The following is a 19,026-nucleotide window of genomic DNA, read 5'->3' as shown; positions in this document are numbered from 1 at the left end:
CGGATTGATGGCCACGCAACTCGTTTTCACTGACTGACAAGCAGCCAGGGGCACTCGCGAGCCAGGTCTTGACGGCGCTAAACGAAGTTCACGGCTAGGACAGGTTCGGGCGTCGCTTCGGATGCTCCCTCCGCCGTTCGGTGGGGACAGCGCGCCACCAGCCCTCCTTCGATGTACTCGATGCCCGCCACCTCGGTCAGCGCGACCTCGCCGTCAGCGCGACGAGCGACTCCAAACTCCATCAGGCAGTTCCCCTCGCGGTCGTAGGCCCGAAGAAGAGCGACGTCCGGAGACGCGTTGGGTGGCCGAATCAAGAGGATGTGATCGTCCGTCCGGAGCCGCTCGGCGATCGCGTGGTCGACCTCGTCCAGCGCCGACAGATCGTACTGGCCCAGAAAGTCGTCCAACGACGATCGGGTCGTCTTCAAGAAACGCACGTCCGGAGCCGCCTTCGAGGCATCCTCGAGGCAAACGACGCCCGGCCGACTTTCGTTCGGGTAGTCCGCCACACTGACCCCTCGCTCGAAGTAGGAGTCCTCAAGCATCACCTTCAACTCCTCCAGCTCCCGATCCATGGGGATGAGCCCCCACTCGCTGAGCCGATCGAGTCGCTCCTTGGCGATCGTGCGACTGAACGTCACATAAGAAAGCAGGACGGTGCGATCGATTTCCGCCGGTCGCTTGAACACGCCCAACGGTCGATCGAGGAAGAGTCCCGTCCCGAGCTCGCGCAGCTCCACCCGGTCCCGCAAGTCGCGGACGCTCGAACGAAGTAAGTGCCAGCCAAACTCGCTGAGCAGTTCTTCCGCGGCGACGTCGACGAAGAGCTCGCGAGAACGCTCGTCGCGATAGAGAAACTGTTCCTCGGGAATGCGTTGCCACGGCTGCGGTAGGACGCGCAGGTTCTCTCCCGGCGATGATGGCTCATCGGGGACCGGTAGCCCTTGGTACTCCCGACGAACGTACCACGCCTGACGAAGGGCTCGCCGCCGGAGGCGTTTGAGCTTCTGGCGGGACTCGTCGTCGCCAGCGCGATCGGCGAACTCGTCGGGATGGGCGTTGATGAGCCGAACGTAGGCTCCTAAGAGACTGTCGAGCAGTGGCGCGTCGGGATAGTTGGCGCCGAGATGATGAAAGATCTCGAGGTTGAACGCGGTCAAGTGCCGAACCAGATGGCGCAGCAGGTACCCGACGAGTTCGATCACCGGAGCCGGCCCGAGAGCGTCGCACCGGGTCCACGAACAGAGTAGCGCGACCAGATTCTCCGAAAACCCGGTCATCGGCGAGAGCGCCACCCCGTTGAAGAGCGAACGGATGACCTTGGGCAACTCGTCCGGCCTCCAACCGGCGGCGGCGGTCCGGTCGAAGAACTGAACCGCCAACCAGGAAACTCCTTCCACCGAGGTGCACCGCAGCAGGGTCTCGAGCCGCTTGGCCCGTTCCCACGTCGAGAGGTTGACGCTCAAGCCCCAGTCGAGCAAAGCCTCCGATCCGGTCAAGGCATCGTCCGACTCGGGTGTCTCCTCGCCGAGATAGGCGAACTTGCCCAGGGAAAAGGCTGGCAGCGGAGATTCGATGGAAGTGATCGGGAGGCGACTCGTCCCAAGGACCGCTCGCTTGAGCGTCACGTTCAGAAGCCGCCGGAAGCCCGCTTCGTCGAGGGACTCGTCCAGCGGCAAGGATCCCACCAGTTCCCGCTGCCCCTTGCGCACCTCGCGCGTCTTGATCGTCCGATCGTCGTCCTCGTATGCTTCGTGCCCATGAACGAGGATCGAGCGAACCACGTAGAGACGTTTTGATTCCCAGTCGATCAGGACACAAAGCAGCGGATCGGACTCCCCCATCAGGGCGGGTTCGAGCTGAACCGACCACGCCTCGAAGAGACGAGTCGAGCGCGTCTGCGACTGGTCGAGCAGATGCCCGCGAAAGACTTCCCAGGGAAGCTGGAGCGTCGGCTGATGATCGACGCGAACCGACAGCTGCGGCATCACAAAGAATCGCCCGGGGCGAAGCGCGTCGGCGACTACGTTTCTAATCAATTCCTCCATCATGTACTTGTTCTAGGAACCAAGCTGCGCGACGACTCTGAAAGGATGGTAAACGAGCCGGCTCGCCGGCATTCCGACTGCCCCGCCAAAGTGCCCCCCGACGGCGGTCGCTCGCGTCGGCCGAATCGGTAGAAATCCAATGGGCTGGCTCGCGGGCCATCCGCCAACACGGGCGATCGCGTCGGGGGAGACGAGTTTTGAAGGTCGTCGCACCCGTACCTCGCCGTGGAACAGAGGGACCGATTGGCGAGCGGCCTTTCGGGGCAATTCAGGTTTCGCGAACCAAGGGCCGCGGAAGGTTGGTCACGATCGCGACGGGAAACAGTTACCCTCGTCAGGATCCGGGGATGCCGACCGCTTGTCGCCATCGCCACCGACGGGAATGCTGAGGGGAGACTCCAGCTATCGGCAAGACGTTCGCAACGCCAAGTCGCCGCCGCATGTCGAGATCGTCAGCGATCGTCGCGTTGTCGCTCGTTCTCTCCGGCCCCGCCCATGCCGGCCACCAAACGCTCTTCCAATCTCGCGATCGGGAAGTTCTCTTGGCGATCGAACGCCTCGAAAGCTGCGACGACTGCCCAATCGACGTGCTTCAGGACTCGACCAGGATCCTCACTCAACGGCAGCTTCCCAAACAACTGCGTCGCCGAGCCATCGACGTCTTGATCACCTGCTTGTCCGAGGAAGCGCTGCGTCATCACGCGACCAGGGCCTTGGGGCAGTTCGGAGCCGAGACCTACGACGCGCTTCTCGATTCCCTAGAGCCGAAGGAAACGCCGTGGCGCCAGAAAACCGCGGCGATCGATCTTCTCTCCAAGCAGCCGCTCGACGAGTCCGATTCGTCGCGATTCGTCGCGATCCTGATCGGCCAACTCGAGGCCAAGCACTCGGAGATGCGCCGCGCCGCCCTTGGAGCTCTCTCGGCCCGCATGGACCAGGCGATGAGTCCTCTCGTCGACGCCTTGCTGCAATCCCCGAAGGAGAACAATCGCGGCCTCTTGATCCTGCTCGCGGAAGTCCCCGAGCCCATGGCGAAGAGCGAGGACTACCAACGCCTCCTCGGCGCTAGGGAACCGCTTGTCGAGTTGCTGTCCGACTCCGACCCGAGGAAACGGGCGGCAGCTTTGGAAATTCTCGATCAACTCGAGGTTCCAGCCACGCCGCCTCTTTGGCGACTCCTCTGGAGTTCCAACAAGGACGTTCGCGACTTCGCCGCCCATGAACTGGTCGCTCGCGGAACGCTCCCTTCGCTCTCGGCGATCGACGACCTCCAGGGACTCGACCCGAACCGTCCCCCCGGAATTGACGGCGGCCTGGTCAGCAAGAGCCGCGGATGGTTTCCCTCCATCGCCGCTTGGCTGCCGATGGTCCTGAAGTTTCTGTCCTATGGCGTCTTAGTGGGCGGAAGCGCGGCCCTCTTCGGCTCGATGTATTTCCGCCATCTTCGGGCCCGCCGCGAGGCAAATGCCCAAGTCATGGAAGAGACGTTCGGCGAAGCGCTCCATCGGGACGAGGGGGCGTCGGGTCAACGGTGCCGCACCCTGCTGCAGTCCCTCGATCTCCGCGAAGGCCGACCGGAGTGCGAGCAACTCGTCCGCGTGGCCGAAGCCATTAAGAGGACGTTCGCCCTCTCGAAAGTCGACCTATGGAGTAGCGTTCCCGAACAACGAGCACTCGCCGAGGAAGTCCTGGCGGGCGTCGCCGCCAAACGTGCCTCCCAGATGACCGAGCAACTCGACGTCAATGCCCTCGAAGTCGTCGTGAGCCCGACCGAGAGCTGGCGGGTCACGCTCCAAGAGCTTTCGTTGGCCAACCTCCCCACGCGACTGGGCCTGGCCGCGGCGATGATCCGCGAGGACTGGTTCGATCGCCTGACGCATGCCGGGCGTTTCTTCACGATGCTCGAATCGAAGTGGCATCTGCGGACGCCGGACTACGCGGCCATCGGCCCGACAGAGAAAGCGAGGCTCTGGCGCGCGGCCCTCGTGGATGAGGAGCACCTCGCGCAGACGATCGCCAACATCAACTCGTTGAGCGATCTGTTCCGTTTCCTAAGTCGCTCGGTGATCGCGAAGCTGTCGGCCGAGGAGAAGATCAACCTCTTTATCGGCGTCTCCCATGAACCCGCGGGGCTGATGCGACTCCGCGAATCGACAATTTCCACCCTTCTCAAGCCGATGCACATCGATAGCTTCGGCGAGTTCTGCCAGATGCTCGATGTCAGCCAGGAAGTCCTCTATCGCATGATGGGGCACTACGAGTCGATGGTGCTGGAACTCTGGCGTTCGGACACGCAGCGACAGTTGATCGAGGAGGAACTCGTCCGGGAGAGTCGGGAACGAGTCGCGAAGGAAGTGGCGCACCGCGCCGAGGGTGAACTCGAACGGATTCCGCAGGAAAGTATCAAGGTGCTGATGAAGACCGGACCGATTCTCCGCCTCATCCGCGCCCGAAATGATGAGATCCGACAGCTCCTTCAGGACACCGAGCACCAAACGATCCTCACCAACACGAAGCTCGTCGTTCGCCTTCTCGAGTTGGCGGAGTGGTCGCCCGAACGCCAGGTGGCCCTGAGGTCGCACGTCGCCCAACGGCTCAAGGAGAACCCGCTCGACGTCCAGAAGACCGGTTGGGCGCCAGGCCAAGCCCGCGAATTGATCAACGAGATCGCCGCGGACTTCACTCGCTAGTCGTTCCGGGCTGGGGCTTACTGCAAGTAGAAGTCGGGCGGGGGCTGACTGAGCAGTTCGACCTTCTCTTGGCTGACCAAGGGGAAGTACTTCACTTGGCCGGTCTTCGGATCCTTGTACTCCTGAAAATTCACGGCCCCAGTGATGTCGAGCCACTGCCCGTACTTCCACTTCCGCGAGAAGTCTCCGAGGATCGTGACCCCGACCGGTTGGGCGTCGGCCGCGCAGCAAACGATGCGAATCCGCATCAAGCGATAGCGATCGGAGAACCGCTCGTCGGGGACGAACTGGCCCTTCACGCGAACGCACTTTCCTTCCCAGAAGGTGCGCGCTTCCTGGTTGCTGGCGTCGTCTTGCAGCTTTTTGACCGACTCGGGAATCGCCTTGCCGCCGCAACCTTCGCCGGAAGCGAAACTCGACGCGTCGATCTCGCCGATCGAGTTGATCTGGTCGCGAGAAAGCTTCCCCTTGAGCATCTCGGCGCTGAGGCCCTTGGGTGCCAGCCCCATGACGATGATCACCATCGGAATCGCCAGCACGATGAACCGCCAAAGCGAGACGCCGTGATCATGGTCGTGGTCATGGTCGTGGTCATGATCGTGGCCCGATCCCTGCACCATGATCGCCCGCACCTTGAGCAGCACGACCAATCCGAGCAGGACGCCGCCACCGAGCACGAGCAACTCGAATTTCTGGTCGGCGAGGTAGAATTTCAGCCGATCGCTCGCAACCAGGTCGATCATCGAGTAGCTGAACAATCCGCCAAAGGCAACCGCCAGCCAGCGAGCCAATTGAGCCGTTGATGCATCCATCGCGTCCGCTCCAGCCGAGGGAGGACCTAAGAACCGCTCGTCAACGTTGGACCGAGCAGCGATATCCAGTGAACCAGTTGGCAGATCACGAAGATCGAGACCGTCAGCGTGAAGACGATCACCTTGACCGCTCGCGACGTGAAGACCCACTGGTACATGATGTAGAGCTTGATGTCGAACATCGGTCCGAGGACCAGGAAGGCGAGCTTGGCCGAGAGGGGAAACGCCGTCATGCTCGCCGCGACGAAGGCGTCGGCCTCGCTGCACAAGGAGAGCAGCGCCGCCAACCCCATCATCAGCAGGATGGAGAAGGTGTTGTAGTCGGCCAATTCGTCGAGCTGCGCCCGTGGGATCAGGGTGTTGACCAGCGCCGCCAGAGCCGCCCCGATCACCAAGAAGGCCGCGATGTCGAGGAAGTCCCCCAGGGCGATCTCGGAGATCGCCGTCAACCGATCGAGAAGAGAACGAGGTTTCGGTGAGTCGGCATCATGGTCATGGTCGTGATCGTGATCGTGATCGTGCGGGCGATCCTCGAAGACTTCGTCCTCCTCGAGCAACCGCAGGCTTTCGTCGGTCGTCACCAACCGGATGCGGCGACTGTCGTCGCGAACGACCGGAATGTCCCGACGGATCATCCGCTCGATCGTCACGCCCACGATCACCGCCGTCACAAACGCGGCCCCCGCCCGCAACAGGACCATGCCGAATCCCGGAATGCCGAGAAAATCGTAGAAGCCCCAGAAGGCCATCGCGGTGCTGACCAGGACGATTGGATTGATCACGGGAGCCGAGAGCATGTAGGTGATCGCGCAACTGGCCGGGACACCCTTGCGCATCAACCGCCGCATCACCGGAACGATGCCACATTCGCACATCGGCAGGATGAAGCCGAGCAGACTGCTCGCCATGATCGCCAGGAGCCTGTTCTTCGGGAGCCATCGCGAGAAGAACTTCTGCGGGAGAAGCTCCTCGAGCGTGCCCGAGATGATCGCCCCCAGGACGATGAAGGGAAGCGCCTCGAAGATGATGCTCGTGAAGGTGACGAGGAAATAACCGACGTCAAAAGTCATCTGGCCAGAAACTCTCCATCACGAGAAGGTAAACCGTCGCGGCATCCCCACTTGGGCGCAATCACACCAGGTCAGGCTACCGAGAGCGGTCGCGACGTCAACCAACCTGCTTCGCCTCGGTCCGCCAAAGAAGCCCTTCGCACCACCGTAGCGTGTACTACGACGTAAGACTCCGTCGGGTTCACGAAATTTACCGCGAGCCTCGCCGGAGTCGCCGATGGCGGCGGCCAATCCATTCCCCTAGCATACCCGCTCAGGCGGTACTGCGTGACCCGGGGTTGCAAAGCGTTTCGTTTTCCATGATTCACCTACGCCAAGTCAAGAAATTCCACCAACGTTCCCTCACGCCGCACGCGCCGATGGTCGCTTTCCGTCTGGACGAACTCGACATCGACGCCGGCGAGGCGGTCGCGCTGTTGGGCCCCAACGGCTCGGGAAAGTCGACCCTCCTGCACCTGATCGCGGGCATGCTCCGGCCAGAGGAAGGCGACGTTTCGGTCAACGGCGTCCGCCTCGACCAGACTCCTTCCGATCGGGTCGACCGCTTGCGGGGCCAAACGATCGGGATCATCTACCCCGATCGAAACCTCATCCCCGCCTTGACCACGCTGCAGAACATCCGGCTCGGGCTTCGCCTCGGACGGGGACTTCCCCGCATCCAGCGTCGCATCCGCGCCAAGGAGATGCTCGACCGCGTCAGCCTCGCTCATCGGGGTAAATCGTACCCGAGTGAACTCACGCTCATCGAGCGCCAACGGGTCTCGCTGGCCCGAGCCTTCGCTCACGATCCGCTGATCATCCTCGCGGACGAGCCAACGCGATACTTGGAGCCGGCCTCGTCGCGGCAGCTTGTTCACTTGCTCCTTGCGCTCAAGGAGGAGTTCGGCGCGACGCTGCTGCTCGCGACCGACGACGCGGAACTCGCCGCCCTGTTGCCGCGGCGCGTCGACTGTGCGCACCTGATCCAGGAGAGCGATTCTCCCCAATGAATCACTTCGCCCTATCACTGGCCTACATTCGAGAGCGGAAGCTACCCAGCCTCATCGTCGTCCTTTCGGTCAGCCTGGGCGTCGCGCTGCTTCTCACGGGGATCAGCATTCCCGACTCGCTGACGGAGATTCAAAGCGACCATCCCGGCGAGGGCCGCCCATTGCATCCTTACTCGCTCTTGGCGAAGTTTCTCATCGCGATCGGTATCGCCGTCTGCGCCACCGCCTACGGCACCCTCTTGTCGACGTTCGATCTCTCCATCGACGCCCGCCGGCGTCAGTTTTCGATCCTTCGCTCGCTGGGCGCTCACCCCGCGGAGGTCCTCTGGCTGGTCATCGGCGAAGCGGCTCTGCTGCTGGCGATCGGCGAACTCCTGGGGCTCGGCTTTGGCATTGGCACTCTTTGGTGCTTGGAGAAGATGGTTCGGGAGCCCGCGTCGGCGATCCCCCATCCGCAGCTTCTGGGATGGTGGACGTGGCTGATCCTCTTGGCGGTGGGGGGCAGTGGTCTCTTGATCGCGATCGTTCCCGCCCACCGGGCCTCCAAGTTGGACGCCGCCCGCGAACTTTCGTGAGCCGGCCTTCGCTCGACTCACCCCAAGCTCGCGGGTGAGGCCTCGACGCCCGCCCGTCGTCCCAAAGCTTCTGGCGATTCCCGCTCCGCCTGGATCTCCGCGAGAAACGCGTGGACTAGGCCATACCATTCGTCGACGTCGCGACAGAGCGGAATTCCCCTTCGCAGCGTCGGGCAGGGGCTGATTTGCTTGCCATACCACGTCATGTACTTGCGAAAATTGACCACCGCTCGCCGATCGCCGAGATGACGCCTGGCGTGCTCGAAGTGGTCGATCATCTTGTGAACCCGCTGCGCCCTCGTTGGCGGCGGAGGGACGTCGCCTGTCTCAAGCAGGGATCGGGTATCGCGAAAGATCCAGTTGTCGGCCATCGCCCAACGACCGATCATCACACCCGCGCAACCGGTGACCTCGATCATGCGTTTGGCATCATCGGCCGAGCGGATATCGCCGTTGCCAATGACGGGAATCGTTCGGGCCGCCTGGGCCACGGCGCGGATTCCCTCGAGGTCGACCGAACCCTTGAATCGCTGTTCGCCGTAGCGGCCGTGAATCGTCAGCGCGGCGACCCCCACGTCTTCGAGGTCCTGGACAAGCCGCGGCGTGACCAAGTTGCCCATCTCCCAGCCCAGACGGGTCTTGACCGTGACGGGAACCGGGGAAGCGTTGACCACCTTCTCCGCCAGGCGGACCGCGTTGGGGCAGGAACGCAACAGGCCGCTCCCTCCTCCCTTGCCGGCGACCTTGGGCACGGGGCATCCCATGTTGATGTCGACGAGGGCGGCCCCATGGTCGGCGGCCCACTTCGCCCCGATGTCGAGCCCATCCTCTTCGGTCCCATAGAGCTGCACGGCCCAAGGGCGATCCTCGGGACATGATTCGACGATCTGCATCGAGCGCGCGGTCTGACGCAAGAGCCCCTTGGGATTGACGAGTTCCGTGTACGCGAGCCCCAGCCCTCCGAGCGGCCGAATGGAGAGCCGAAACGGAAGGTCGTAGAAGCCCGCGATCGGACTGAGAAACAGGTTCGAATCGAAGGTTCGATCTCCGATCCGAAGGACGGATGGCGTCGATGCGTTCATCCAGCTATAGCTATGAGCGACCCGGCCGCCCAGAAAGGTGTCGCCGCCCCCGCCCGTCGTTCCGCGAAGAGACAATCGGCGATTGCTCCTTGCCGGCCCCTACGCCGAGACCCATAATCCCCTGCGCCACATCTATGCTTTCACGGATACGAATAAGTCCATTGGTTGCGGGCAGACTGTCCAAACGAAAGGGAGAGACCATGAAGGGAATTCGCTTCATCGCCGCCGCGGCGATTGTCCTCATCGGTGTGGGATCGCTTCGAGCCGAAGATCCTCGAGAGCTTCTCAAGAGAGAAGCGGGCACCTGGGAAGCCGAGGTCAAGATGTATATGCCCGGCTCGGAGGGCCCGGTCACGAGCAAGGGAACCGAAACCAACCGCATCATCGGCGAAGGCGTCTGGCTGATCAGCGAATTCAACGGCGACTTCGGCGGCACCAAGTTCACCGGATTCGGCGAATACGGCTACGATCCGGTGAAGAAGAAGTACGTCGGCGCGTGGGTCGACTCGATGACCCCTTTTCTCAGCACCATGGAAGGCGAGTACGACCCCAGCACCAAGTCGCTGACGATGATGTCCAAGGGACGAGACGTGCGCACTGGCAAGGAGATCACCACGAAGATGGTCACCAAGTACGAGAGCGACACCGAACGGAGTCTCACGATGCTCAACCTGACCCCCGACGGCAAAGAGGTCAAGATGATGGAGATCAACTACACGAAGAAGTAGCGCTTCGATGGGCTATTTCATCATCGAAGACCTTTCACCTTCTTGGGTGCCATGCCCACGCGCGTGGGCATGCTCGAAAGACCTCGTCATTCGGAAACACCGTTCGGGCAAACGGAACGACCAACCGGAAGGTTGGTCGAGACCCACCCTACCCAATCCTTGAGGCCCTCAACGACGGTTCGCCGGCTTCCAGATCGGCTCGACCATCTCGCGATCGAGGTTCTGCCACAGTTCCGTCAAGGCGCGGAGTTGGTGGGGGCGCCGCTTCGCCAAATCGTTGGTCTCTCCCTGATCCTCACTGAGATGGAAGAGTTGAAACGGCGGCTCGGCCTGTCCCTTCACCGGGTGACGGACGATCTTCCAGTCCCCTTCGCGCAGGGCGGTTTTCTTCCCCATCCGCCAATAGAGAACCGGGTGCGGTGAGCCTTCCCTCTTGCCCAGCAAAAAGGGAATCAGGTTGACGCTGTCCATCGTGCGATCGATCGGCATGAAGGTTCCGGCGACCGAGCAAGCGGTGGCGAAGACATCGGTCGCGAGCACCGGTTCATCGTAGGTCTTTCCCGCCGGCAACGTTCCCACCCAGGAGACGATGTAGGGAACCCGAATCCCGCCCTCGTAGAGCGTCCCCTTCCCGCCGCGAAACGGCTCGTTGCTCGAGGTCAACTCGGCCGTGGGACCGCCATTGTCGCTGATGAAGAAGATCAGCGTTCGCTCGTCGAGCCCCTCCTTGTGAAGCTTGTGCATGATCTCGCCAACACCCTTGTCGAGGTCGGCGAGCATCGCCGCGAAGACGCGCCGGTGGACATCCTCGATCAGGGAGAAACGTTTCATCACCTCCCGCCGGCCCTGCATCGGGCTATGGACCGCGCTGTAGGCGACGTAGAGGAAGAAGGGTTCGTCCCTATGGCGACCGATGAACTCGACCGCCTCGTCCGAAATCGCTTGCGTGAGGTAGCGCTGTTCCACGATGGGGGTCGTGTCGCGCATCACCGGATTGTGATCATCGTAGGGAGGTTCGTCGTGGGGCAGGTGCGACGACCAGATCGTCTCCCCCTCGCGCCATCGGCCCTCCATCCCCGTCGGCAATTGCCTACGTCGCAGAAAAGACGTCACGTTTCGGTAAGGGGGTGGGACGTAGTAATGCCCTTCGTGGAGGAAGCCGTAGAAATCGTCGAAGCCCCGGCGTCGCGGATGAGCCTCTTCGGAACCGCCAAGGTGCCACTTCCCCATCAACCCCGTCGCGTAGCCCACGGACTTAAGTCGCTCGGCGAGCGTGATCTCCGAGTCCTGCAGTCCCGCATTGGGGTCGAGATTGTGTCGTCCGGTTGGATTGAGTTCGTGACCGAAGCGAGTTTGATAGCGTCCCGTCAGCATGCCCGCTCGCGAGGGACCGCAATAGGACGCGGTGACGTATCCCTGCGGGCAACGAATTCCTTCCCGGGCCAAGCGGTCGATGTTCGGCGTCGGGATCGCATCCTCACGCTGGCTGCCGATCTCCCCGTAGCCTAAGTCGTCGGCGAAGATGACCACGATGTTCGGTTTGGTCCGCTTCGCCGCGGCCCAGCCCCCCGCCGGCATCGTCGCGCCGAGCAACGCCACCAGAAGGAGAGTGGCGCATGCACTCGCGCGAGGTTGCCCCCCATGTCGTGAGGTACGACGCAACAAAAACGAACGCACCGTGGATGGAGGCATCATTGGGGCATGATTCCGACTTGACCGTCGTGTGTCAGTTCTCTGGCGGCGTTGGCGTGGACGAACGTCGCACCGCTCTATTGGGACGCGAAGGAATCATTCTCCACCCGATCGGGGAGAGAAGCAACCTTCTCAACGAGTGGAGTGCCCTGATCGTGCGGGGGTCTACGGAATGACACACGCTCTCCGCATGCCCACGCGTGTGGGCATGACACCCGGAAGAGATTTTGGCGGTAGATCAACCGATCAGGATACTAGCTCAGAAGGGCTTCGCGGGCGGCGAGGACTTGGAAGCGGGCTCGTTCGGGCGTGTCATCGAGACAGGTGAGATGGCCCATCTTGCGCCCAGGGCGGGCTTCGGACTTGCCGTAGAGGTGCAACTTGACGTTGGGAAAGGCGGTCACCGCTTGCCAGTTCGGTTCGCCCCGTTGCCAGAGATCACCGAGCAGGTTCGCCATCGCGGCGGCCCGATAGAAGTCGGTCGACCCCAAGGGCAACCCGCAAATGGCGCGGAGTTGTTGCTCGAACTGGCTCGTCACGCAAGCGTCAAACGTCAAGTGACCCGAGTTGTGCGGACGTGGCGCCAGCTCGTTGACGAGGAGCTTTCCCTCCTTGGTCAGGAAGAATTCGACGCACAGCACGCCCACCACGCCCAGCGAGTCGAGGATGCCGCGTGCGACCTCGACGGCTTCCTTCTCGATCGCCGGCGAGACGACGCCGGGCCAGGTCGAGATGTCGAGGATGTGTTGATGGTGTTCATTGCGAATGACGCCGTAGTGGGCGAAGGAGCCATCGTCGCCGCGGGCCGCCACGACCGATACCTCGCACTCAAAGTCGACGAACTGCTCGAGGACGGCGTCCCCTCCTCCGATCGTCGCCCAAGCCTCCTTCGCATCGGTCTCGGGAAGAATCAGGACTTGGCCCTTGCCGTCGTAGCCCCAACTGGCCGTCTTGAGGACGGCGGGTCTGCCGACGACCGCGAGCCCCTTCTCCAGGTCCTCGGCCGTTCGAATCGCGGCAAACTTGGGAAGCGGAAATCCGCCCTCCGCCAGAAACGTCTTCTCGCGCAGCCGGTTCTGGGTCGTGTGAAGGACCGTCCCCGCGGGCCGCACGGGAGCCCCCTCCGCGGCGGCGGCCGCGGTTGGAGCGGGAACATTCTCGAACTCGAAGGTCATCACCGCGACCCCGCGAGCGAACTCGCGCACCGCGTCGAGATCGTCGTAGGAACCCCGGATCTCCAGATCGGCGACCTGGCCCGTGGGCGTGTGGTCCTCCGGGGAGAACGTGTTGACGTAGTAACCCATACGGCGTGCCGCGATCGTGAACATGCGGCCCAGTTGGCCGCTGCCCAAAACGCCGATCGTGGCTCCCGGAAGGACAGGTTCGATCACGGCAACGACTCCCCAAGGACGCGTTCTTCCTGCCGACGGTGAAACTCTTTCAACTGCTGAGCCAATTCCGGCGCGTGGGTCGCGAGGATCCGAATGGCCAGCAAGCCCGCGTTGCGCGCCCCCGCCTTGCCAATCGCGAGCGTCCCAACGGGAACGCCCCCCGGCATCTGAACGATCGAAAGGAGCGAGTCGAGCCCTTGAAGAGCCCGGCTCTGAACCGGAACCCCGAGCACCGGGAGCATCGTCTGCGCGGCGACCATCCCGGGGAGATGGGCCGCGCCGCCGGCACCGGCGATGATCACCTTGATGCCCCGGCTTTCGGCCGACTCGGCGTACTCGGCCATCCAGCTTGGTGTCCGGTGCGCGGAGACGACCTTGCACTCGTGGGGCACCCCGAACTCCTTGAGGATCTCGTGCGCTTCGCGCATCGCCTCCCAATCGGAGGTGCTTCCCATGATGACGCCGACGATGGGGTTGGCGTCACTTGATTGGCTGGCTGGATCGCTACTCATGGCGTTCTCTCGCGGCGACGTTCTTCCGTCCAGGTTTGCCGATGGACCCATTCGTCTCGGAGCGTGGTCAGGGTGGTCATCTTCGTGCGGGTGTGGTCACGTTTCCGGCCATCGGGGCGTCAACCGAATGCCAACGCAGGCATTTCTCCATTTGCCCACCCAGGCGTGGAGCATGTCACCCGGCACCGGCACCAACTGTCCAGACGAAGCACGACCATGCCGATCGGCGAAGTGCTGATGCTACGGGATTGAGCGTTCCGAGGCAAAACAGGGAACGCGCGAGAAACCGCGTCAATCATCCAGGACCAGGTTCTGGTCGCGTTCGTCACCATTCCACGCGAACGCTCTGGTCGTACGACTACTCCTCGCTGGTCACGGACGCCTCCTTGGCGGCGGCTCGATCCCTCTTGGTCGATTCGGCGCGCGTGGTCTCTCTCGGCAACCGGCCGCGCACGTAGTAGTCGTAGTAGGCCTTCGGCGTGATCTCGATCAGCGTGAACGTGTCGTCCGGATGCTTTCGGTTCCAAAGGGCGACCTGCTGGGCCCAGTCGTGCGCTCCGCCGAAGACGACAAAGGCGATTGGGTCGCGATTGTGAGCGATCAACTGAAGCAGGATCGACTCTCGGGTCGAACTGATGATCCTGGTCCGCTTGGTGTCAAATCGCTTTCCGGGCCTCTTCCGGCGGTAGTCGAGAATCGAGCGCATCGCGGCGCTGTTGGTGGCTTTGAGCTCGGCCGCGTTGAGCTTCAGGCCCCGCTGGCGATGAAGGGGAAAGACACCCGACAGCCGGAAGACCTCATTCCCCGTGAGCGCTCGGCGTCCCTCTCGCTCGTCGTCGCTTGGGGCGGGAAGCTTGGGGGAACGCTCTCCGGGCCGCTGCCCGGCAAGCCCGATGCTCGTCGGAGCCATCTCGCCGCGATTGATCGCCGCCTCGTTTTCGCGCGTGACCCCTTCCTTGTAGACCTCTCGCAGCTGGACGTCGGGATCATCCATGAAGTACTCGAGAATCGAGCGCACGTCTTGCTGCACCGCGCGGGTGACGCGTTCGACCACGGGAGACATGCCGGCGGAACCGTGCATGTCGCGGATGTGAACGAGACAATGCTGGGTGATGCGGACCCGACGTTCGTCCTCGCGATAGACGATCGCGGCGCCGGGAATCTCGCTGGCGGGAGGAAAGTGTTCGAGAAAGGTTTTGACGCGTTGCTGATTCGGATCGAGCCCTTCCGAGTCAGCACTGGGCGCGGCGCCGAGCGGAAGGACGATTGCGAGCATGTAGACAACTGCGTTCACGGGCTCCCCTTCCCTGGAACGACCATTGGCCCCTCGAGGGAACGGTATGCGTCGCGTCTGCGATCGGCAAATGGGCCCGATCGGCCATCAAGCCCGTTGGGAGGACCCTGAGTCTTCTTCTCCCGCTGTATTCGGTTCAGTTGGTCCGAGTCAAGACGACGGTGACATCGTCACCGAGCGAGGAAACACCCATCGCGTAGCCCACGTCCTGGGCGAAGAGTTCGAGGTTGTCGAACGTCCATTCCGCGACATAGTCGGGAACGGCGTCCGATTTGGCGATTCGGCGGTAAGTCTCCCGAACGGCATCGCGGATGTCACCCGTATGGTGGAGGACAATCATGCCCTGCGAATCTCGCACCGTTTGAGCGGTCGACATCTCTACTCCTTTCCACGATGAGGACGGGGGCGCACCCTTGGCCTCCGAAGAGTGCCAAGACTCTTATCTGCGGAGGCTCGACGCGCTTCCACATCGAGTTCCCTTGGGCCAGGTCCGCGTTGCGGTTCGCGAACGGCTCACTCAATGGCCTGTCAAGGGGCATTCGTTCACCAATCGCCAATCTTGGCGTCGGCCCCAGGGAACCTTCGAGACTCGTCGATCAATCGAAAGATGGCGTCAGTCAGGTCGTCGCTGGAAGGGACACGCGAGCCAAGAGACTCGTTCGCGCTGCTGACGGAGAAAGATCGCCCGAAAGGAATATTCGCGCTGATGAAATCGGATGCTCCGCCTGCCGCAGCAGATTTCAGCGACACACCACCAGAGCGTCAAGCTAAGCCACTGTAACATAACAGCTAGCCATCCTGACTGTTTTCCCGATAATATTCAGCGAGAAGAAGCGGTCAAGTTTCGCAGACGAACGACGACATTGCTGACGACAAACCAAACGACCGCGACGAGGATGGTCGTCGAACCGGTTGCCGTCGCGAACCGCTCGGAGACGATGAGCCCGCCGATGGTGCTGCTGAGCGCTACCAGCAATCCCCACCAAAAGACGCTACATGCCGATCGGGCGAAGTTGCGTGCCGATGCGGCCGGAATCACCAGCATCGCGGTAATCAGCAGTACGCCGATCGCCTTGATCGCGAACATGACGATCGCCGCGAGCAACGCCGCGTAACAGTACTCGTAGATCGCGACGCGAATCCCCATGGTCCGGGCCATGTCCGCATTGAGACCAATCACCATGAGCCGGTTGTAGGCGAACCCCTGAACGACCATCGCGGCGATCGAGAAAAGCAGAAGCGCCAGAAGCTCACTGTTGCTGATGGTCACGACGTTGCCGAAGAGGAAGGTGTCGAAGTTGACCGCCCCGGCGCGGACGACGCGGTTTTCGAGCAGGTAGCTGATGATGAAGAGCCCCAGGGCGATCACCGCGGACTGAAAGACGCCGATCACGACATCACTCGAGAGATCCGATGAGCGGCGGTAGGCGGTGATGCTCAGCGCGACCGCGACCCCGAAGAACAACATCGCCGGCAGAGGGTTCATCCCCTCGAAGACGGGGAATAGCGAAAGGAGCACCCCCACCGCGAGCCCCGTGAAGGCCGAGTGACCAATCGCCTCGGCGAAGAAGGCGAGCCGAAAATTGACGACCTGGATGCCGACCGTCGAGCAAAGCGGCGCGATGAGCACCATGCCGAGCAGCGCCCGCTGCAGGAAGTCGAACTCCTGAAAAGCATCGATCGGAACGAGAAACGCCAACGCGTCGCACAGCGGGGCGATGACCGCCTCGGCGCAAGCGGACCAGAACGCCGCGAAGTGTTGCCACCAAGCCTGCATCAGCGCCGATCCCCTTCCGCAAACGTCGCCGCGTCGGCGCGATCGAGGCCCGTCGCCCCATAGATCGTCGCGAGCGAATCGGCGGTCACGACCTCACGAGGATGACCTTCTCGTTGGACGCGGCGGTTGATGCAGATGACGTGAGAGGCATAGCGCGACACCACCGCCAAATCATGCGTCACCATGATCATCGTCAACCGGCGAACCTGGCTGACCTGCTCGAGCAACTCGCAAAAGAGCTGCTCGCCCGCGACGTCGACGCCGGAAACCGGTTCGTCGAGGAGCACGATCGACGGCTCCTCCTGGAGAGCCTGGGCCAACTGGACCCGCTGCAGCTCCCCGCCGGAGAGCTTCCCCAGGGGCCGCATCAGCAAATGCTCCGCCCGGACCTGTCGGAGGAACTCGACGGCCCGCTCCCGGCGCTGGCGCGAGACGCCGAACCAGAGGGGGACGCGTTGCCTGGGCATGACGAGAAAGTCGCGCACCGTGATCGGCGCCCCGCGGTCGAATTCGAGCCGCTGGGGGACGTAGCCGATGCGGGCGTTTGGCTCGGTAAAGGAGATTGAGCCGGAAAAGGGAATGAGCCGGAGGATCGCCCGCAGCAGGGTCGTCTTGCCGCCGCCGTTGGGACCGATGATGGCGGTCACCTGCCGCGCGGGGATCTGGGTCGTGACCGATTCGAGGATCCGGACTCCCTGCTGCCGAACGGAGACGTTCTCCAACGTGATGGCCGCTTGCGAGCCCATGGAGTGGGGCTCGGTCGGGTCGGCGGCTGTCGAAGACAACGAAGAGCCTCCAAAGGATCGGCGGGAACCCTCGCTCGGGCCGCCTTCGTGAAGAGATCGGATCTACACCCTATGGGAAGGTACGGGGAATGAAAAGAAAGGTTTGCGGAAATCGTCGGGGCCCGTCGGAAGGGGATTCACGGGGCTCCTCTCCCTGCGAGGCATGGGTCGTCATCGACGAAATCGCGAAAACTCATTGGCAACCTTCGTGCCGCGCGCGTCGATTCTTCGTAAAAAACCCGACCGATCCAATCGCCAACCTTGCCGACAGGGAGGCGAACCAGTAGGTTATCCGTTTGGATCGCGCAGCCGAGGATCCTCTCGTGGGGATGCTTTGCTCGTCTGCCGAAAGGAAGAGCGATGAAAGTACGAAGCAGCGTCAAACGGATCTGCGAAAACTGTAAGATCATCCGCCGCAAGGGGACGGTCTACATCATTTGCACAAACCCACGACACAAGCAGCGGCAAGGATAAGGGATGCCTCGTCTTCTCGGTATTGACATTCCGACCAACAAACGCGTCGACATTGCGCTCCAGACGTTGCAGGGCATTGGCTCGCACGTCTCCAAGGAGATCTGCCAAAAGGCCAGCATTGACGCCGCCAAGCCCGCTCGAGAGCTGACCGACGAGGAACTTGCTCGCATCGCGTCGCTACTCGACACGGAATACGTCGTCGAAGGTCAACTCCGCCGGACGGTCCAACAGGACATTAACCGACTCAAGGAAATCGGCTGCTATCGCGGATTGCGGCATCGCCGCAGCCTTCCCTGTCGGGGACAGCGCACCCGAACCAACTCGCGTACCCGCAAGGGTCCGAAGAAAACGGTCGCCGGAAAGAAGGGCGTGAAGGACCTCCGCTAACGAGGGACGCCTTCCACTCTCCCCTTCATTCGCTTGGATCGACGAACAACATTCCGATAGGGTCGCCGCTTGAATTCGGGCAGCGACCCTTCACCTTTGGAACATCACTACCTCCCGCAATACCGAGGTTTTCGCGTGGCGAAGAGCAAGAAGAAGAAGACGCGTCGCAACGTAACGCACGGGGTCGTGCATATCGTCAGCACGTTCAACAACACCATCGTCACCGTCACCGATCGCAACGGCGACGTGTTGACCTGGAGTTCCGCCGGCTCCACCGGCTTCAAGGGAAGCCGCAAGAGCACGCCGTTCGCCGCGCAGCGGGCGGCCGAGATCTGTGCCGAACGGGCGATCAAGTTCGGCATCCGCGAAGTCGAAGTTCGCGTCAAGGGCCCCGGCAGCGGTCGCGAGTCGGCCATCCAGGCTCTCAGCCAAGCGAACCTTCAGATTCGCGCCATTGAGGACGTCACCCCGCTTCCTCACAACGGTTGCCGCCCGCGGAAGAAGCGCCGCGTCTAGGCACCACCTTCGCGGATCGGGACGATCACACCGGGTGGACTGGGCGGCGATCTAGCTCCGCCCCGCCCCGGGGATACGGCCGCGAATCCGCGTTTCCGTATGACAGTGAAGCTCACACAACGACTGACGAATCCACAGCCTTCGTCGGGCGAGTCCATCCGGAAGCAGAAGCGTCGCTCTGCCTTCCCTACGTCAACATGATCT

Annotated in this window: 18 protein-coding genes; 7 read left to right on the top strand and 11 right to left on the bottom strand. The window is 62.5% G+C overall.

All coding sequences use genetic code 11. From position 1 onward, the window contains the following. Nucleotides 1-77: 77 nt before the first annotated feature. Nucleotides 78-1,988, bottom strand: a complete 1,911-nt coding sequence (locus Pan216_RS04995; protein WP_145255681.1) for a hypothetical protein — start codon at nt 1,986-1,988, stop codon at nt 78-80. A gap of 500 nt (nt 1,989-2,488) precedes the next feature. Between Pan216_RS04995 and Pan216_RS04990 the strand changes: the two genes are divergently transcribed. After that, entirely contained in the window at nt 2,489-4,738 is a 2,250-nt protein-coding gene (locus Pan216_RS04990; protein ID WP_145255678.1) for a HEAT repeat domain-containing protein, read from the top strand. 17 nt (nt 4,739-4,755) lie between these two features. Here Pan216_RS04990 and Pan216_RS04985 read toward each other — a convergent pair whose 3' ends face one another. Further along, nucleotides 4,756-5,550 (bottom strand): TIGR03943 family putative permease subunit, encoded by a 795-nt coding sequence (locus Pan216_RS04985; RefSeq protein WP_145255675.1) that lies wholly within the window; start codon nt 5,548-5,550, stop codon nt 4,756-4,758. A gap of 26 nt (nt 5,551-5,576) precedes the next feature. Further along, entirely contained in the window at nt 5,577-6,620 is a 1,044-nt protein-coding gene (locus tag Pan216_RS04980; protein ID WP_145255671.1) for a permease, read from the bottom strand. Nucleotides 6,621-6,919: 299 nt separating this feature from the next. On the opposite strand from Pan216_RS04980, the gene Pan216_RS04975 reads away from it, so the two are divergent. Further along, nucleotides 6,920-7,609: an ABC transporter ATP-binding protein gene (locus Pan216_RS04975; RefSeq protein ID WP_145255668.1), complete on the top strand. Its 690-nt coding sequence runs from the start codon at nt 6,920-6,922 to the stop codon at nt 7,607-7,609. After that, on the top strand, nt 7,606-8,184 hold the full coding sequence (locus Pan216_RS04970; RefSeq protein WP_145255666.1) for an ABC transporter permease: 579 nt from the start codon (nt 7,606-7,608) through the stop codon (nt 8,182-8,184). The genes Pan216_RS04975 and Pan216_RS04970 overlap by 4 nt, the downstream gene beginning before the upstream one ends. A gap of 17 nt (nt 8,185-8,201) precedes the next feature. On the opposite strand, the gene Pan216_RS04965 is transcribed toward Pan216_RS04970, so the two are convergent. Continuing rightward, a complete protein-coding gene (locus Pan216_RS04965) occupies nt 8,202-9,341 on the bottom strand; it encodes a tRNA dihydrouridine synthase (RefSeq protein WP_419193269.1) in 1,140 nt (379 codons plus the stop codon). Between the two features lie 125 nt (nt 9,342-9,466). Here Pan216_RS04965 and Pan216_RS04960 point away from each other — a divergent pair, with 125 nt between their 5' ends. Further along, nucleotides 9,467-9,994: a DUF1579 domain-containing protein gene (locus Pan216_RS04960; RefSeq protein WP_419193268.1), complete on the top strand. Its 528-nt coding sequence runs from the start codon at nt 9,467-9,469 to the stop codon at nt 9,992-9,994. Between the two features lie 168 nt (nt 9,995-10,162). Here the strand turns inward: Pan216_RS04960 and Pan216_RS04955 are convergent, their stop codons facing one another. The 7 genes from Pan216_RS04955 to Pan216_RS04925 all read right to left on the bottom strand — a co-directional run bounded on the left by Pan216_RS04955 (nt 10,163) and on the right by Pan216_RS04925 (nt 17,445). Continuing rightward, nucleotides 10,163-11,689 carry a sulfatase-like hydrolase/transferase gene (locus tag Pan216_RS04955; RefSeq protein ID WP_419193267.1) on the bottom strand — a complete coding sequence of 509 codons (1,527 nt, stop codon included), beginning with the start codon at nt 11,687-11,689 and terminating at the stop codon, nt 10,163-10,165. A 251-nt stretch (nt 11,690-11,940) separates the two neighbouring features. Further along, nucleotides 11,941-13,077: a 5-(carboxyamino)imidazole ribonucleotide synthase gene (locus Pan216_RS04950; RefSeq protein WP_145255655.1), complete on the bottom strand. Its 1,137-nt coding sequence runs from the start codon at nt 13,075-13,077 to the stop codon at nt 11,941-11,943. Continuing rightward, on the bottom strand, nt 13,074-13,589 hold the full coding sequence (gene purE / locus Pan216_RS04945) for a 5-(carboxyamino)imidazole ribonucleotide mutase (RefSeq protein ID WP_145255652.1): 516 nt from the start codon (nt 13,587-13,589) through the stop codon (nt 13,074-13,076). The genes Pan216_RS04950 and purE overlap by 4 nt, the downstream gene beginning before the upstream one ends. A gap of 358 nt (nt 13,590-13,947) precedes the next feature. Then, the gene (locus tag Pan216_RS04940) at nt 13,948-14,883 is read right to left on the bottom strand and encodes a hypothetical protein (protein ID WP_145255649.1); all 936 of its coding nucleotides are present in this window, start codon (nt 14,881-14,883) and stop codon (nt 13,948-13,950) included. A 136-nt stretch (nt 14,884-15,019) separates the two neighbouring features. Then, nucleotides 15,020-15,259, bottom strand: a complete 240-nt coding sequence (locus Pan216_RS04935) for a hypothetical protein (RefSeq protein ID WP_145255646.1) — start codon at nt 15,257-15,259, stop codon at nt 15,020-15,022. Between the two features lie 444 nt (nt 15,260-15,703). After that, entirely contained in the window at nt 15,704-16,660 is a 957-nt protein-coding gene (locus Pan216_RS04930) for a metal ABC transporter permease (RefSeq protein WP_145255643.1), read from the bottom strand. Continuing rightward, complete coding sequence (locus Pan216_RS04925; protein ID WP_145255640.1) at nt 16,660-17,445, bottom strand: metal ABC transporter ATP-binding protein; 786 nt, start codon at nt 17,443-17,445, stop codon at nt 16,660-16,662. The genes Pan216_RS04930 and Pan216_RS04925 overlap by 1 nt, the downstream gene beginning before the upstream one ends. A 360-nt stretch (nt 17,446-17,805) precedes the next feature. Here Pan216_RS04925 and rpmJ point away from each other — a divergent pair, with 360 nt between their 5' ends. The 3 genes from rpmJ (at nt 17,806) to rpsK (ending at nt 18,822) form a co-directional block, all read left to right on the top strand. Next, nucleotides 17,806-17,919: a 50S ribosomal protein L36 gene (gene rpmJ / locus Pan216_RS04920; RefSeq protein WP_145255638.1), complete on the top strand. Its 114-nt coding sequence runs from the start codon at nt 17,806-17,808 to the stop codon at nt 17,917-17,919. Nucleotides 17,920-17,922: 3 nt separating this feature from the next. After that, nucleotides 17,923-18,306, top strand: coding sequence for a 30S ribosomal protein S13 (rpsM, locus tag Pan216_RS04915; RefSeq protein WP_145255635.1), 384 nt, complete (start codon nt 17,923-17,925; stop codon nt 18,304-18,306). A 135-nt stretch (nt 18,307-18,441) separates the two neighbouring features. Next, complete coding sequence (rpsK, locus tag Pan216_RS04910; protein ID WP_145255632.1) at nt 18,442-18,822, top strand: 30S ribosomal protein S11; 381 nt, start codon at nt 18,442-18,444, stop codon at nt 18,820-18,822. The last annotated feature ends 204 nt before the right edge of the window (nt 18,823-19,026 follow it).

Origin of the sequence: Kolteria novifilia, assembly GCA_007748055.1 — a bacterium.
Lineage (GTDB): Bacteria > Planctomycetota > Planctomycetia > Kolteriales > Kolteriaceae > Kolteria > Kolteria novifilia.
This window is presented reverse-complemented; position numbering and strand designations above follow the sequence as displayed.

What these genes read in the sequence shown, in the direction of transcription:
- Pan216_RS04990 (WP_145255678.1), top strand. Translation starts at nt 2,489, where the DNA reads ATGTCGAGATCGTCAGCGATCGTCGCGTTGTCGCTCGTTCTCTCCGGC.
- Pan216_RS04975 (WP_145255668.1), top strand. Translation starts at nt 6,920, where the DNA reads ATGATTCACCTACGCCAAGTCAAGAAATTCCACCAACGTTCCCTCACG.
- Pan216_RS04930 (WP_145255643.1), bottom strand. Translation starts at nt 16,660, where the DNA reads ATGCAGGCTTGGTGGCAACACTTCGCGGCGTTCTGGTCCGCTTGCGCC.
- Pan216_RS04960 (WP_419193268.1), top strand. Translation starts at nt 9,467, where the DNA reads ATGAAGGGAATTCGCTTCATCGCCGCCGCGGCGATTGTCCTCATCGGT.
- Pan216_RS04935 (WP_145255646.1), bottom strand. Translation starts at nt 15,259, where the DNA reads ATGTCGACCGCTCAAACGGTGCGAGATTCGCAGGGCATGATTGTCCTC.
- Pan216_RS04970 (WP_145255666.1), top strand. Translation starts at nt 7,606, where the DNA reads ATGAATCACTTCGCCCTATCACTGGCCTACATTCGAGAGCGGAAGCTA.
- Pan216_RS04955 (WP_419193267.1), bottom strand. Translation starts at nt 11,689, where the DNA reads ATGATGCCTCCATCCACGGTGCGTTCGTTTTTGTTGCGTCGTACCTCA.
- Pan216_RS04980 (WP_145255671.1), bottom strand. Translation starts at nt 6,620, where the DNA reads ATGACTTTTGACGTCGGTTATTTCCTCGTCACCTTCACGAGCATCATC.
- rpmJ (WP_145255638.1), top strand. Translation starts at nt 17,806, where the DNA reads ATGAAAGTACGAAGCAGCGTCAAACGGATCTGCGAAAACTGTAAGATC.
- purE (WP_145255652.1), bottom strand. Translation starts at nt 13,589, where the DNA reads ATGAGTAGCGATCCAGCCAGCCAATCAAGTGACGCCAACCCCATCGTC.
- Pan216_RS04985 (WP_145255675.1), bottom strand. Translation starts at nt 5,550, where the DNA reads ATGGATGCATCAACGGCTCAATTGGCTCGCTGGCTGGCGGTTGCCTTT.
- rpsM (WP_145255635.1), top strand. Translation starts at nt 17,923, where the DNA reads ATGCCTCGTCTTCTCGGTATTGACATTCCGACCAACAAACGCGTCGAC.
- Pan216_RS04995 (WP_145255681.1), bottom strand. Translation starts at nt 1,988, where the DNA reads ATGCCGCAGCTGTCGGTTCGCGTCGATCATCAGCCGACGCTCCAGCTT.